Source organism: Pseudoalteromonas sp. KG3 (genome assembly GCF_030436385.1).
GTDB classification, from domain to species: Bacteria; Pseudomonadota; Gammaproteobacteria; order Enterobacterales; family Alteromonadaceae; genus Pseudoalteromonas; species Pseudoalteromonas prydzensis.
In genome coordinates, this window is sequence record NZ_CP098523.1 from 1,480,046 (window position 1) to 1,494,292 (window position 14,247).

The 14,247-nt window shown below is 40.7% G+C and carries 16 protein-coding genes; 3 read left to right on the forward strand and 13 right to left on the reverse strand.

What is annotated here, in order from left to right; translation table 11 throughout:
* Positions 1-21: 21 nt before the first annotated feature.
* Entirely contained in the window at positions 22-1,221 is a 1,200-nt protein-coding gene (tyrS, locus tag NDQ71_RS07115; protein ID WP_064666408.1) for a tyrosine--tRNA ligase, read from the reverse strand.
* Between the two features lie 150 nt (positions 1,222-1,371).
* Between tyrS and NDQ71_RS07120 the strand changes: the two genes are divergently transcribed.
* Positions 1,372-2,685 (forward strand): peptidoglycan DD-metalloendopeptidase family protein, encoded by a 1,314-nt coding sequence (locus tag NDQ71_RS07120; RefSeq protein ID WP_192542835.1) that lies wholly within the window; start codon positions 1,372-1,374, stop codon positions 2,683-2,685.
* Positions 2,686-2,966: 281 nt separating this feature from the next.
* Here NDQ71_RS07120 and NDQ71_RS07125 read toward each other — a convergent pair whose 3' ends face one another.
* The 6 genes from NDQ71_RS07125 to NDQ71_RS07150 form a co-directional block, all read right to left on the reverse strand.
* The gene (locus tag NDQ71_RS07125) at positions 2,967-3,236 is read right to left on the reverse strand and encodes a Txe/YoeB family addiction module toxin (RefSeq protein WP_192541626.1); all 270 of its coding nucleotides are present in this window, start codon (positions 3,234-3,236) and stop codon (positions 2,967-2,969) included.
* Positions 3,217-3,489, reverse strand: a complete 273-nt coding sequence (locus tag NDQ71_RS07130) for a type II toxin-antitoxin system Phd/YefM family antitoxin (RefSeq protein WP_192541627.1) — start codon at positions 3,487-3,489, stop codon at positions 3,217-3,219. The genes NDQ71_RS07125 and NDQ71_RS07130 overlap by 20 nt, the downstream gene beginning before the upstream one ends.
* A gap of 339 nt (positions 3,490-3,828) precedes the next feature.
* Positions 3,829-4,005, reverse strand: coding sequence for a hypothetical protein (locus NDQ71_RS07135; RefSeq protein ID WP_167542971.1), 177 nt, complete (start codon positions 4,003-4,005; stop codon positions 3,829-3,831).
* Positions 4,006-4,147: 142 nt separating this feature from the next.
* Positions 4,148-5,278 carry a sodium ion-translocating decarboxylase subunit beta gene (locus NDQ71_RS07140; RefSeq protein WP_064666406.1) on the reverse strand — a complete coding sequence of 377 codons (1,131 nt, stop codon included), beginning with the start codon at positions 5,276-5,278 and terminating at the stop codon, positions 4,148-4,150.
* Positions 5,279-5,289: 11 nt separating this feature from the next.
* On the reverse strand, positions 5,290-7,074 hold the full coding sequence (oadA, locus tag NDQ71_RS07145; RefSeq protein WP_192541628.1) for a sodium-extruding oxaloacetate decarboxylase subunit alpha: 1,785 nt from the start codon (positions 7,072-7,074) through the stop codon (positions 5,290-5,292).
* Positions 7,075-7,084: 10 nt separating this feature from the next.
* The gene (locus tag NDQ71_RS07150; RefSeq protein WP_064666404.1) at positions 7,085-7,330 is read right to left on the reverse strand and encodes an OadG family protein; all 246 of its coding nucleotides are present in this window, start codon (positions 7,328-7,330) and stop codon (positions 7,085-7,087) included.
* Between the two features lie 522 nt (positions 7,331-7,852).
* On the opposite strand from NDQ71_RS07150, the gene NDQ71_RS07155 reads away from it, so the two are divergent.
* Entirely contained in the window at positions 7,853-8,026 is a 174-nt protein-coding gene (locus tag NDQ71_RS07155) for a DUF1328 family protein (RefSeq protein WP_016709848.1), read from the forward strand.
* Between the two features lie 57 nt (positions 8,027-8,083).
* Positions 8,084-8,275: a hypothetical protein gene (locus NDQ71_RS07160; RefSeq protein WP_064666403.1), complete on the forward strand. Its 192-nt coding sequence runs from the start codon at positions 8,084-8,086 to the stop codon at positions 8,273-8,275.
* 62 nt (positions 8,276-8,337) lie between these two features.
* Here NDQ71_RS07160 and pdxJ read toward each other — a convergent pair whose 3' ends face one another.
* From pdxJ to lepA, 6 genes are read right to left on the reverse strand one after another with little or no spacing between them, the layout of a single operon-like run.
* The gene (pdxJ, locus tag NDQ71_RS07165; RefSeq protein ID WP_064666402.1) at positions 8,338-9,069 is read right to left on the reverse strand and encodes a pyridoxine 5'-phosphate synthase; all 732 of its coding nucleotides are present in this window, start codon (positions 9,067-9,069) and stop codon (positions 8,338-8,340) included.
* 58 nt (positions 9,070-9,127) lie between these two features.
* Positions 9,128-9,817 carry a DNA repair protein RecO gene (recO, locus tag NDQ71_RS07170; protein WP_192541629.1) on the reverse strand — a complete coding sequence of 230 codons (690 nt, stop codon included), beginning with the start codon at positions 9,815-9,817 and terminating at the stop codon, positions 9,128-9,130.
* Positions 9,818-9,834: 17 nt separating this feature from the next.
* On the reverse strand, positions 9,835-10,767 hold the full coding sequence (era, locus tag NDQ71_RS07175) for a GTPase Era (protein WP_064666400.1): 933 nt from the start codon (positions 10,765-10,767) through the stop codon (positions 9,835-9,837).
* Complete coding sequence (gene rnc / locus NDQ71_RS07180) at positions 10,757-11,434, reverse strand: ribonuclease III (protein ID WP_064666399.1); 678 nt, start codon at positions 11,432-11,434, stop codon at positions 10,757-10,759. The genes era and rnc overlap by 11 nt, the downstream gene beginning before the upstream one ends.
* A gap of 2 nt (positions 11,435-11,436) precedes the next feature.
* A complete protein-coding gene (gene lepB / locus NDQ71_RS07185) occupies positions 11,437-12,372 on the reverse strand; it encodes a signal peptidase I (protein WP_064666398.1) in 936 nt (311 codons plus the stop codon).
* Positions 12,373-12,411: 39 nt separating this feature from the next.
* Positions 12,412-14,199, reverse strand: a complete 1,788-nt coding sequence (gene lepA, locus NDQ71_RS07190; protein WP_064666397.1) for a translation elongation factor 4 — start codon at positions 14,197-14,199, stop codon at positions 12,412-12,414.
* Positions 14,200-14,247 lie beyond the last annotated feature (48 nt).

The following is a 14,247-nucleotide window of genomic DNA, read 5'->3' on the forward strand; positions in this document are numbered from 1 at the left end:
TGAATTTTCATTCTTTACCTATTAAGCACAGGTAATATTTGCAAACTTACGCTTACCGACTTGATAAATAGCCGTCGTGCCCTTTGCAATTTCAAGCTTAGTATCAGTGACCTTTTCTTCGCCATTGATTTTAACTGCGCCTTGTTTGATCATTCGCATCGCTTCTGAAGTACTTGCCACTAACCCTGCTTCTTTAAGCAAGTTAGTAATAAATACGGTATCTTCATCAATCGTTACTGTCATATCTGGAATATCATCAGGTAAGGCATTTTTTTGAAAACGTTTAATAAAATCTTCATGCGCACCCGCCGCCGCTTCATCGCTGTGAAAACGAGCAATCATTTCTTTTGCTAAATCGATTTTAATATCACGCGGATTAGTACCTTGTGCTACTTTATCTTTCAGCGCAGCAATTTCGTCAATTGATAAGCTGCTTAATAAATCATAATAACGCCACATTAATTCATCACTAATAGACATGATTTTGCCAAACATATCGTTCGGTGCATCAGTAATACCAATGTAGTTACCTAATGACTTAGACATTTTTTGCACACCGTCTGTACCTTCTAATAAAGGCATCATTAATACGGTTTGTGGTTTTTGTCCTTCGTCTTTTTGCAGCTCACGACCCATTAATAGGTTAAAACGTTGATCAGTACCACCGAGCTCAACATCAGCTTCAAGCGCCACTGAGTCCCAGCCTTGCACTAATGGATACAAAAACTCATGAATCGCTATTGATTGCCCGCCAGCATAACGCTTTTTAAAATCATCACGTTCTAGCATACGAGCAACAGTTTGTCGTGCTGCTAACTTGATCATACCTGCAGCGCCTAAATTCTCCATCCATGTGGAATTAAAGGCAACTGTGGTCTTAGCCGGATCAAGAATTTTAAATACTTGTTCTTTATATGTTTCAGCGTTAGCTAATACATCATCACGGGTAAGTGGTTTACGGGTTACATTTTTGCCCGTTGGGTCACCTATCATGCCGGTGAAATCACCAATTAAGAAAATCACTTCATGACCTAAGTCTTGGAAGGTTTTCATTTTATTAATTAACACTGTATGGCCTAAGTGCAAATCTGGCGCAGTTGGATCAAAACCCGCCTTGATCTTTAGCTTTTTACCAGACTTTAGTTTCTCAACTAGCTCGTCTTCAATTAGTATTTCTTCGGCACCGCGTTTTATCTCTGCTAGAGCGGTTTGTAAATCCACTGTGTATTACTCCAAAAAATTCAGTCAATCTGGTGATTCTAGCGTAAATCAGCGCCAGTTTAAATCTACAAAACACTGGTATTAACGCTTTATTAAGTATATCCTGCAATATTAGTGATTAATTATCTTGACAGCAGGAAAAGGCACGTTATGGTTCGCGTTGTGCATAAACTCCCAAAAAAACACAAATTGCTTATTCTAGGCTTAGTTTCTGCGATTGCTGCTTTAACACTCATCCCTTCAGAAAAAGCAACGGCCTCTAGAGACAATAGTGCAGATGCGCTAGAAATTGGCAAACGTTACGAATTACAAATTAAAGTTGATGACGTTGAGAAATTAACTGAATTAAATTCGCAACAAGACGCAGCAAAATTACCAGAATATGATCTAGTCGATTTTGAAGTAAAGAACGGTGACAATTTAGCACTTATCTTCAAGCGCGCTGGTTTTGACGCGCAAACCGTTCATAAATTACTTAACACCAATGCAGAAACCCGCAAACTAACTAAAATTCACCCTGGTGAAATACTTAGTTTTGCCACAGCTGAAGATGGCTCTTTGGCGCAGTTACGTTATGTAATTTCAAAAACAGATACCTTGTTTGTAACCTTAAATGACGAAGGTAACTACGATACATCAATCGATAGCAAAGAAATCGAAACCCTCACTAAATCCACAGGTGGCGAAATCAGCAACAGCTTTTGGACCTCAGGTATTGCTGCAGGCTTAACCGAGCGGCAAATAATGAACTTTGCTGATATTTTTGGTTGGGATGTGGATTTTGCTAACGATATTCGTAAAGGCGATCAGTTTGGCTTAATTTACGAATCTCATTATGTTGATGGTGAATTTATTGGCACGGGTAAAATTATTGCCGCCGAGTTTATAAATCAGGGCCAACGTTATGCGGCAATACGCCACAGCGATGATACCTTTTATACACCTGAAGGGCGCAGCATGAAAAAAGCATTCTTACGTGCTCCGGTTAACTTTAAGTATATTAGCTCAAGCTTTAACCCACGTCGCTTGCACCCAGTAACTAAAACCGTAAAACCACATAACGGTATTGATTACGCGGCGCGCACAGGAACGCCCGTTGTTGCATCGGGGAATGGTAAAGTAATTAAATCAGGTTACAGTAAGTATAACGGTAACTACGTATTTATTAGCCATGGCACTCAGTACGTAACTAAGTACCTACACTTAAATAAACGTGCGGTTAAAACTGGTCAAAAAGTTAAACAAGGCCAAAAGATTGGTACTGTAGGCGCTACAGGCCGAGTAACTGGTGCTCACTTACACTATGAGTTTTTGGTTAACGGCGTGCATCGTAATCCTAAAACAGTTCAGTTACCAAAGTCAGAGCCGTTACCACGTGACGAACTTGCTAAGTTTAAACCAATCGCAGATAACTTCTTAGCCCAGCTAGAGCGTAATCGAGAACTACAGCTAGCGCTTAAATAAAGCGGTCAGCGGTCAGCGGTCAGCGGTCAGAAAATATAAAACCGTTGCTATGCAAATAGCAACGGTTTTTGTTAAGCCATCAGCCATTAGGTTGTGACCGAATTTACAGAACTTTCTCACCCAATAATACATGCCAGAGCAGGCTTCCAGACCAATAATACACAGCGATAATTTAGCTATATCTGCTAACAGATTGTTTAAATGAGAGAAAACACGATTAGCTTTACTCCTTCGTCGCTGATTTTGGCTAGCAATTTTTGCCTCTTAATAAGATTATTTTTCTAATGGTCGTCGTAATGCCCACCAATGGCAAAAATATATATGCACTGATCATCAAACTTATAAATTAACCGATCTTTTTGCGATATACGCTTTGACCATAATCCTGATAAATTGTGCTTTAAAGGCTCTGGTTTACCTAAGCCTTTACTTGGATCTGAGCGCATCATTTCTTTTAGTATTTTGCATAATGCTGTATGCAACTTTTTATCTTTCTCTCGTAGTTGCTCATAGGTGAACCAAGTTTGACCCTCAAAGGTTAATGATCTCATCTAGCTGCTCTTGTGTGGGTTTATAACCTGACCTAGTTGTGTGAGTTTTCATGGAGTCAGCGATTTGTTGCATTAAACTACTACTCTGTAAAACATGTAAAGTTTCCTGCTCTCGTTCCCAGTCATCGGCACTCATAACTATAAATGCATCTCCTGAACGCCGTGTAACCTTTATTGGCTCATGGTCACTAACAGTTTGCTCTACGTATGTTTTTAAGTTTTCTCTAAATTGATTTACGCTGATGCTATCCATAATTAAACCTCAATAATGTACGGTAATGTCGTACATTATAATTAAAAAAATATATCAAGTCACTTTAAAGGACAAATAACAGTCAATAAAGAACGAGTAAATTGACTTTATTAATAATCCATTTAAAAGGCTTTGCCCAAAGTGCAGAAATAAAAATATCCGATAATGCTGTGCCTTGATGTTGTCTGAAAGGGTATTTTTCGTTGGATTTCTCGGTGTTCAACCACTACCCATGTAGCCAATTTTAACGCCGGGCAGCTTAACACTTACAACTTACCGCTCCTAGCTGCCCTTAACCTTAAAACTGACGGCTGACGGCTGACGGCTGACGGCTATGCTCTACCGCACCAACACATAAATCAACTGTACAACCAATGAAATCATCACCAACGGCCAGATGTATTTGGCGTATTTAGTCGCGCCATCTAGGCCCATTTTAGACTGGTACTTTTCAAGTAATGGCACCAGAATTATAAGTGCGACAAACAATGAAATTAAAATCACGAAGATATTCATACCATTCCTTATTTGTTGAATATCTACTGAGTATACCTAAAAAGCGGGCAAAAAAAAGCGCAGTAAATACTGCGCCAATCGGTTGGAAGTAAAAAGTTACCTCGCCATACCCAAGCTCGTTGATTATGGTTTTATGCTTTGCTTACCCTACTAGTGCTAACAAAATACCCGCAGCAACAGCGCTACCAAGTACACCTGCAACGTTTGGTCCCATTGCATGCATTAACAAGAAGTTATGCGGGTTACTTTCAAGACCCACTTTGTTAACTACTCGTGCAGCCATTGGTACAGCTGATACACCTGCAGCACCTACTAACGGGTTGATAGGGGATTTAGAGAACTTGTTCATACCTTTTGCCATAAATACGCCTGAAGCCGTACCGATTGCAAAAGCCAAAGCCCCGAGTACCAAAATACCAAGCGTCTCTACCGTTAAGAACTTATCAGCAGCCAGCTTTGAGCCAACAGCAAGTCCTAAAAAGATAGTAGTGATATTAATGATCTCGTTTTGCGCACTGTTACTTAAGCGATCAACCACTCCCGATTCACGCATTAAGTTGCCTAAGCAAAACATGCCTACTAACGGTGTCGCTGCGGGTAAAAATAGCATCGTTAATGTAAGTACCATTAGCGGGAAAATGATTTTTTCCTTTTTAGATACTGTACGTAACTGTGGCATTTGAATTTTACGTTCTTCTGGTGTGGTTAACGCACGCATGATCGGTGGTTGAATAATTGGCACCAACGCCATGTATGAGTATGCAGCTACGGCGATGGCACCCAATAAATCAGGGGCTAGTTTAGATGCTAAGAATATTGCTGTTGGGCCATCTGCACCACCTATAATCGCAATTGCTGACGCGTCTTGCAGGGTAAATTCAAACCCAGGTACATAGTTGAGTAAAATTGCGCCAAACAAGGTTGCAAAAATACCAAATTGCGCCGCCGCACCCAATAATAACATCCGAGGGTTTGCTATTAAGGCGCTAAAATCTGTGAGTGCACCAACGCCCATAAATATCAGCAGCGGAAACACTCCAGTATCGATACCGATATGATAAACGTAATACAGCAAACCACCAGGGTCTGATAAGCCCGCTACGGGGATATTAGTTAAGATTGCACCAAAGCCAATCGGTAATAATAATAATGGCTCAAAGCTACGCGCAATTGCGAGATATAACAATAAACAGCCCACTGCGATCATAATGAGCGCAGGAAATGTAAAATTAGCAATACCCGTTGCTTGCCAGAGGTTTAATAATGCATCCATCCTCTGCTCTCCTAAGCTATTGCAATCATAGCGTCACCCGTTGCCACTGAATCACCTTCAGCAACCAGGATTTCAGCGATGGAACCTGTGTGAGTGGCGCGGATTTCAGTTTCCATTTTCATCGCTTCCATGATGATCACAACATCGCCTTCATTGACAGTTTGCCCTGCTTTGACCTTAATTTTAAAGATGTTACCTGCAAGTGGGGCGTTGAGGGTTTCACCCGATGCAACCGACGCAGATTGCGGAATAAGTTCGCTATCTTTAAGTGTTACTTCTTTAAGCTCTCCCCCTTGTGCTACAACAACGTCATAAACTTTACCGTCAACTTTTACGCTGTATTGCTCTGCTTTAACAGTTTTGTTGTTACTTGGCTTATTGCTAACAGGCTGCTCTTTCTTAGCTGACTCGGTACTTGGTGCAGCTTCGAAAGCATCCGGATTATTACGGTTTTTAATGAACTTCAAACCTATTTGTGGGAATAGCGCATAGGTTAAAACATCATCAATTTGTTCGTCAGCAAGCTCTAGACCTTGCTCTTGCGCTTCTTTTAACAACTCAGCTTGTAACGATTCAAGTTCTGGTTTTAATAGATCTGCAGGACGACAAGTGATCACCTCTGCGCCGTCAAGTACTCGTTCTTGCAATTCTTTGTTCATTGGCGCTGGTGTTAGGCCATATTCGCCTTTTAGTACGCCAGCTGTTTCTTTAGTTATTGTTTTATAGCGTTCTCCAGTTAATACATTAAGTACAGCCTGAGTGCCGACAATTTGTGATGTTGGTGTAACTAAAGGTAGAAAGCCTAGGTCTTCACGAACACGTGGGATCTCAAGCAGTACTTCATTCAACTTATCCGCAGCGCCTTGCTCTTTTAGCTGGTTTTCCATATTTGTTAGCATGCCACCTGGCACTTGCGCTAATAAAATACGGCCATCAACACCTTTTAGGCTGCCTTCAAAAGCGGCATATTTTTTACGAACATCACGAAAATATGCAGCAATTTCTTCAAGCTGATTTAAATCAAGTTCGGTATCACGCTCTGTACCTTCAACAATCGAGACAATTGTTTCCGTGGCACTGTGCCCATACGTCATACTCATTGATGAAATTGCGGTATCAAGCATATCAATGCCCGCGTCAATTGCTTTTTGATATGTCGCGGTGCTTAAACCTGTAGTTGCATGGCACTGCATCGCAATTGGAATAGAGACAGTTTCTTTTAATGCCTTGATCAATTCTTCTGCATCATAGGGTTTTAATAAACCGGCCATGTCCTTGATACAAATGGAGTGGCAACCTAGTTGTTCAAGTTGTTTAGCAAGCGTTAACCACATATCAAGTGTATGCACTGGGCTTACTGTATATGAAATTGTTCCTTGGGCGTGTGCGCCCACTTTAATTGCCGCTTTAATGGCAGTTTCAAGATTGCGAACATCATTCATCGCATCAAAAATACGAAATACATCAACACCGTTTTTATGGGCACGCTCAACAAATTTTTCCACCACGTCATCAGCATAATGACGATAGCCTAGTAAGTTTTGACCACGCAGTAGCATTTGTTGTTTAGTATTTGGCATGGCTTTTTTAAGAGCGCGAATACGCTCCCAAGGATCTTCGCCTAAATAACGAATACATGAATCAAATGTCGCTCCACCCCATGACTCAATAGACCAGTAGCCCGCATCATCTAGTTTTTCTGCAATTGGCAGCATGTCATCTAAACGCATACGCGTTGCTAATAATGATTGATGCGCGTCTCTAAGTACTAATTCGGTTAATTTTAATTTAGCCACAAGTCACCCCTTATAGTTTTTGTTTATTTTTGTACTGAGCGATAGCTGCACTGATCGCCGCAATGTGCGCACTTGGCACACCTGGTGCTTTGATTGACGGTGTGCGCGCAGGCGCTATAACCGGCTGTTCAAAACGGCTCGCTAATTTAGACATGATGGTAATTGCTGATATCAACAACGAAAGAAAAACGAAAACGCCTACCATACCGGTGATCATTAAGTTTGCTGCTGTAGCGAGTAACTGACCTATATCCATGCTGCTCCCCTTGATTCTCTTTACCCAACCTCATTGCTAGGTAAAAAACCACTTTATTTAAATAATTATGCACCAATCATAACAAAGAAACAGACCAAGTCCAACACCTTGTAAATTGGTAAAACCAATTAATATAAATCTAACATACCCTCAGCAAAGTTAACACACTACATTTTGCTATAATTTTACGAGACATAGACGATAAAAATAGTGAATATAGCTATAGATTATAAGTACAGGTTTACTAAACTAGGTAATAGCTACTTATTATAAGCAGCTATCCATCATTTTGCTGGCCTTCGAACGACAAAGGTTAAAATGGTCTTACCAAGAATTTAATTGCTCAATGTTGATTTTTATAGTGGCAGGAATAACTTACATGTAAAGCAGTAAAAAATTCCCACACCTAAAAAAGAGAAACACTCACAAAAAACCTAACACACTGATATTAATGAAATTAATATTCTGGCACGCAACTGGCATTACTTACTTCGAACAATTTGAAAAACCAAGGAGACGACAATGTTACGCTGGACAATTACATTTTTAGTTATTGCACTTATTGCTGCAGTGTTAGGTTTTGGTGGCATCGCAGGTGCCGCAGCAGGAATTGCTAAGATTATCTTTTTTATCTTTATAGTATTGTTAGTTATTTCACTTATTTCAGGCGCATTGCGTGGCAACGTCCCTAAGTGATCCTAATTAAGGTCTAACAAAATTAATAAAACATTACATTTTACAAGGAATTACATTATGAAATCGACTACAGTAAAAACAGCCGTTATCGCCCTTTTCGCTAGTTTTTTTATCATGGGTTGTGAAGACAATCACGCAGAAGAAGCAGGCGAACGCATTGATGAAGCAGTGACTGATGTGCAAAACAAAGTAGAAGACGCCTGTGAAGAAGTTAAAGAAGGCGTGAACGCTGAAGAAACTAACTGTTAATATTTATATTTCCAGTAATAAAAAACGACTCGATTGAGTCGTTTTTCTATTACTACTACGGCCTATGCTCTGGCTTCAAGCATTAAGCGCTTCATGTCACGTACGGCTTTATCTAAACCATCAATCGCAGCGCGCGCTATAATTGCGTGGCCAATATTAAGTTCATAAATCTCTTCCATCGCCGCAATCGGTTTAACATTATGATAATGCAGACCGTGCCCTGCGTTTACTATTAAACCTAAGCTGGCTGCATACTTTACACCTTGACGGATATGCTCAAGTTGTTTTTCAAGTTCGGCATCGGTTTCTGCGTCAGCATACGCGCCAGTGTGTATTTCAACATAAGGGGCATTACAGGCTTTTGCGGCATCGAGTTGTGCTTTGTCTGCATCGATAAATAACGACACTTTAATCCCGGCGTCAGTTAATTTTGCTGTCGCGGCTTTTATCTTATCTAGATTACCTACCACATCTAAACCGCCCTCGGTAGTCAACTCTTCACGTTTCTCAGGTACTAAACAAACGTAAGCAGGCTTTACATCTAATGCAATATCGATCATTTCATCAGTAACCGCTATTTCTAGGTTCATCCGTGTTTGGATTGTTTTCGCCATCACATATACATCACGATCTTGAATATGACGACGATCTTCGCGTAAATGAATGGTGATGCCATCCGCACCAGCATGCTCGGCAACGCTTGCTGCATGTGCTGGATCTGGGTAGCTGGTGCCACGAGCTTGGCGTAACGTGGCAATATGGTCAACATTTATACCCAAAAGAATATCTTTCATTTTTTTACCTATAAAATAACGGTTTGAAACCGCACTAAAGTTAGGGTGAATATCCAAACTATTTGGATATAAAAAGCTCGCGACTTTTTAATGCTTTTTTGCCTAGTAAAGGCTTCATTAAATGACGACTTAATTGTTTTGCCATATATAACACATCCGGCGCGCTAAAGTCATGGGCTGCAATTGCATTTAACTGGGCACCAGAAAAACCACTACCGATTTGCTCCTGAGCAACAAAACCATATTCAGCAAAATAGCTGTAGGTTTGCTGTTGGACAATTGGATCGCCTGCGGCATCAAAACTAAAATCAACGCCGTAACCTAATAGTTCCAATAATTGAAATTCATATGAGCGTAATACAGCTTGTAAATTAGGGTGCTGGTTAAGTTGTTGCAGATGAGTTTTATACAATTGATAAGCATGATCAATCGGCTCATTGATTGGCACGATACGATTGGTTAGCTCATTGAGATAAAAGCCACAATAAAGCTGATCTCCCACTAAAGGCGATTGTGTACCATGCAGTTCAAAACGCTGAATGTATTTAAGATCATGCTTACCGGTGTAATTAACCAGTAGCTTTTGGAAAGGTTGTAACTGGGCTTTATGCTTGGTTGCTTGACGGCCACTAATGCGGGCTAACATACGTAACTGGCCAACGCCCTCTACTAGCATATCAAGCATTACTTGTGAGTCACTAAAAGGACGTCGGTGTAATAAATATGCTGTGTAGAAGTCGCTATCCATAAATATTGCTTAAGCTATTAATCTTCACCATAGCCTAAGCTGCGTAGTGCTCGCTCGTCGTCAGCCCAACCAGATTTAACCTTCACCCAAAGCTCTAAGAATACTTTGTTATCAAGCATTTCTTCGAGATCTTTACGGGCTTCTCGGCCTATCACTTTAAGCTTTTCGCCTTTGTTACCAATCACCATGCGTTTTTGCGTTTCGCGCTCAACTAAAATCAGGCCATTGATATGCCAAATCCCATTGTCTTGCCATTTGAACTGCTCAATTTCAACAGTTACAGAATATGGTAGCTCTTCACCCATAAAGCGCATTAGCTTTTCACGAATAACTTCAGCCGCCATAAAGCGCATTGAACGGTCAGTAACATAGTCTTCAGGGAAGTAAAACTCACACGGTGGTAAGCGTTTTGTCACTTCATCTTTGATAAGATCGATATTTTTACCTTGTGTAGCCGAGACTGGCATAATACCCACAAAGTCAAACTTCTCGCCTAACCACTTCATATGTGGCAATACTAAATCACGGTCTTTTACTTGATCAATTTTATTGATCACTAATAAAACGGGCTTACCATTTTGCTTTACTTTATTGAGCACCATTTCATCATCGGCATTCCAGTGAGTGCCTTCAACGACAAAAATAACCAGCTCAACATCACCCAATGAACTAGACGCTGCACGGTTCATTAAACGGTTAATGGCGCGCTTTTCTTCAACATGCAAACCAGGAGTATCCACATATACTGCTTGGTGTTTGCCGACCGTATGAATACCCATAATACGGTGCCGCGTTGTTTGTGGCTTACGTGAAGTAATACTAACTTTCTGCTCAATAATTTCATTAAGCAGAGTAGATTTACCAACATTTGGGCGGCCAACAATAGCGATCATGCCGCAAAAGGTATCAACATCACCGTTGTGAGGTTGGATCAATGTATCAAGATTCATTTTTAAGTATCTTTAATGCTTTTTCAGCAGCTTTTTGTTCAGCTTTACGACGAGAGCTGCCCACTGAGATAATGCTATCCATACCTTCAACAATACATTCTACCGTGAACGTTTGATTGTGCGCCTGACCTTTGGTATCTACTACAGTATAACCTGGCAAAGGTAATTTGCGGGCTTGTAGGTACTCTTGCAATAGTGTTTTAGGATCTTTTTGATTCAGCCCAGGTGAAATGGCGTCTAAACGCGTTTCATACCAAGCTAAAATTAACTCTCCACACACATCGATACCTGCATCTAAAAATACGGCACCTATGATTGCTTCAACTGCATCAGCTAAAGTTGACTCACGTCTGAAACCACCACTTTTAAGCTCACCTGGCCCTAAGCGCAAGTAATCACCTAAACCAAATTCCAAGCCAAACTCAGCTAAGGTCTGCCCACGCACAAGTGTAGAGCGCATCCGGCTCAAATCACCTTCACGCGCTTTAGGGAATTTGCTGTATAAAGCATTCGCTATCACGAAACTTAAAATTGAATCACCTAAAAACTCTAAGCGCTCATTGTGTTGGCCTTTATGACTGCGATGCGTCATCGCCTGCTCAAGCAATACTTGATCAGTAAAGGTATACCCTATTTTGCTATATAACTCTGTTACATTCTTTTTCATTGTTACTGAATATTACCTAGGCGTTCAAAACGAACACCAGTTGGAACCCAGCCTGGTAAAATGTCATCTGGGCCATTCTCAAATTCAAAACTCATCCATATAAAGACAGCTTTACCCACCAAGTTTTCTTTTGGCACAAAGCCCCATACGCGACTATCTTGGCTGTTATCGCGGTTGTCACCCATCATAAAATAATGATCAGCCGGTACTACCCATTCATCAGAACGTGTACCCGGTTGTTGATAGTAACGCCCTTTCATTTCCAGCGCTTCTGGGTTTATTAAAATATCATGCTTTAGCGTAGTTAAATTTTCATTTAAACGCACTAAATCCATAGAGCCTTGTTTAAATTCATCACGATTGATGATCTCCATATCAATTTTATTAAATTCATTACATAGTAAATCACCTTGTTGTGCTTCTCCTTCTGCACAATTTGGTTGGATATATAAACGCTTGTCACGGTAAACAATTTTATCACCAGGTAAACCGATAGCACGCTTAATGTAATCTACTCGCTCGTCTAAAGGGTATTTAAATACCACAATATCGCCACGCTCAGGCTCTGCAACATCGATTAATTGTGAGCGCCAAACGGGGTCTTTGACACCGTATGAATATTTTTGTACTAAGATAAAGTCACCGACTAATAGGGTCGGCATCATTGAACCTGACGGGATCTGAAACGGTTCAAATAAAAATGATCTAAAAATAGTAATCGCCGCTATCATCGGAAAAATAGATTTAGCCGTTTCCGTGATAGCCGGCTCAGGTGCGATCAATGCAGCAGTTTCTTCATCTAGCTCACCGCCTGCAGAACTCTGCGCCAGTGCTAAGCGTTGCTGCCTTTTTGGCGCAAACATAAAATGGTCAATTAACCAAATTAAGCCTGAGCCAAGCGTTAGCAACACTAAAAATATTGAAAAATAACCTGCCATGCATTACATCCTTTATCTTACGTAATTGGATTACGAAATTTATTTACCAACTTTAAGAATTGCTAAAAATGCTTCTTGAGGCACTTCAACGTTTCCGAGTTGTTTCATTCGTTTTTTACCATCTTTTTGCTTTTGAAGAAGCTTTTTCTTACGACTCACATCACCACCGTAACACTTAGCGATTACATTTTTACGTAGCTGTTTTACTGTCGTACGGGCAATAACATGCTGGCCAATTGCAGCTTGAATCGCAATATCGAACATTTGACGAGGAATTAATTCCTTCAATGCATCGGCTAATTGACGACCACGTGATTGCGCACTGTCTCTGTGAACAATAATCGCAAGTGCATCAACACGTTCACCATTAATTAAAATGTCTACGCGAACCATGTCAGATGTTTGGAAGTGCTTAAAGTTATAATCAAGTGATGCAAAACCACGACTAGTTGATTTTAACTTATCAAAGAAATCCATTACCACTTCAGCCATCGGTAGTTCGTAAGTCACTGCGACTTGCTTACCGTGGTAACTCATTTTGGTTTGCATGCCACGTTTTTCAATGCACAAGGTAATAACACTGCCCAAATACTCTTGTGGCACAAGAATATTAGCTTCTACAACAGGCTCACGAATTTCTAGAATATCGTTTACTGGCGGTAAATCAGACGGGTTATCAATTTGTGTCGTGCCCGCTTTAGTCACTACTTCGTAAATTACCGTTGGTGCGGTGGTAATTAAGTCAATATCGTATTCACGCTCTAAACGTTCTTGAATGATTTCCATGTGTAGCATGCCTAAGAAACCACAACGGAAACCAAAACCTAGCGCTGTTGAATTCTCTGGCTCAAAGAATAACGACGCATCGTTTAGGCTTAATTTATTCAGTGCATCACGGAATGATTCATACTCATCCGAGGCGATTGGGAACATACCCGCATAAACCTGTGGCTTAATTTTTTGAAAGCCTGGTAAGCGCTCTGGTGCTGAGTTTTTCTGATGGGTGATAGTGTCTCCTACTGGAGCACCATGGATTTCTTTAATACCCGCAATCACAAACCCTACTTCACCGGTTCTTAAGATACCAGTGTTGGTTTGTTTTGGCGTGAAAATACCCACCTGATCAGCAGTGTGAATATGCTCGTTCGACATAATTTTTATTTTATCGCCAGAGCGAAGTTCACCATGCTTAATACGCACAAGTGATACAACGCCTTGATACGGGTCAAACCAAGAGTCAATGATCAGTGCTTGTAAAGGTTGATCTTTCTCACCTACCGGTGGTGGCACGTCCTTAACAATCATTTCCAGCACTTCTGCAATACCGACACCAGTTTTAGCACTACATTGCACTGCATCTAAGGCATCAATACCAATAATGTCTTCGATTTCTTCGGCTACACGAAGTGGATCTGCTTGCGGTAAATCGATTTTATTCAGTACCGGGATAACTTCTAAATCCATTTCAATTGCGGTGTAGCAGTTTGCTAATGTCTGCGCTTCAACACCTTGGCCTGCATCAACTACTAATAAAGCACCTTCACAAGCTGCTAATGAACGCGAAACTTCATAGGTAAAGTCAACGTGTCCTGGTGTGTCGATAAAGTTTAGTTGGTAGGTTTCACCATCGTTAGCTTTATAATTTAGGGTTACACTTTGCGCTTTAATGGTGATACCACGCTCACGCTCAATATCCATTGAATCCAATACTTGCTTTTGCATTTCGCGGTCGGTTAAACCACCACAAACTTGGATCAAACGATCTGAAAGGGTCGATTTACCGTGGTCAATATGGGCGATGATCGAAAAATTACGGATATGCTTCATAAACTGGATTCTAAACTTCTATTTTAATGGACTAAGTGTATAAAGCCG

What these genes read in the sequence shown, in the direction of transcription:
- era (WP_064666400.1), bottom strand. Translation starts at nt 10,767, where the DNA reads ATGAATCTTGATACATTGATCCAACCTCACAACGGTGATGTTGATACC.
- NDQ71_RS07150 (WP_064666404.1), bottom strand. Translation starts at nt 7,330, where the DNA reads ATGGATATAGGTCAGTTACTCGCTACAGCAGCAAACTTAATGATCACC.
- pdxJ (WP_064666402.1), bottom strand. Translation starts at nt 9,069, where the DNA reads ATGAAAGATATTCTTTTGGGTATAAATGTTGACCATATTGCCACGTTA.
- lepA (WP_064666397.1), bottom strand. Translation starts at nt 14,199, where the DNA reads ATGAAGCATATCCGTAATTTTTCGATCATCGCCCATATTGACCACGGT.
- NDQ71_RS07120 (WP_192542835.1), top strand. Translation starts at nt 1,372, where the DNA reads ATGGTTCGCGTTGTGCATAAACTCCCAAAAAAACACAAATTGCTTATT.
- NDQ71_RS07160 (WP_064666403.1), top strand. Translation starts at nt 8,084, where the DNA reads ATGAAATCGACTACAGTAAAAACAGCCGTTATCGCCCTTTTCGCTAGT.
- rnc (WP_064666399.1), bottom strand. Translation starts at nt 11,434, where the DNA reads ATGAAAAAGAATGTAACAGAGTTATATAGCAAAATAGGGTATACCTTT.
- lepB (WP_064666398.1), bottom strand. Translation starts at nt 12,372, where the DNA reads ATGGCAGGTTATTTTTCAATATTTTTAGTGTTGCTAACGCTTGGCTCA.
- NDQ71_RS07140 (WP_064666406.1), bottom strand. Translation starts at nt 5,278, where the DNA reads ATGGATGCATTATTAAACCTCTGGCAAGCAACGGGTATTGCTAATTTT.
- NDQ71_RS07135 (WP_167542971.1), bottom strand. Translation starts at nt 4,005, where the DNA reads ATGAATATCTTCGTGATTTTAATTTCATTGTTTGTCGCACTTATAATT.
- NDQ71_RS07155 (WP_016709848.1), top strand. Translation starts at nt 7,853, where the DNA reads ATGTTACGCTGGACAATTACATTTTTAGTTATTGCACTTATTGCTGCA.
- recO (WP_192541629.1), bottom strand. Translation starts at nt 9,817, where the DNA reads ATGGATAGCGACTTCTACACAGCATATTTATTACACCGACGTCCTTTT.
- NDQ71_RS07125 (WP_192541626.1), bottom strand. Translation starts at nt 3,236, where the DNA reads ATGAGATCATTAACCTTTGAGGGTCAAACTTGGTTCACCTATGAGCAA.
- NDQ71_RS07130 (WP_192541627.1), bottom strand. Translation starts at nt 3,489, where the DNA reads ATGGATAGCATCAGCGTAAATCAATTTAGAGAAAACTTAAAAACATAC.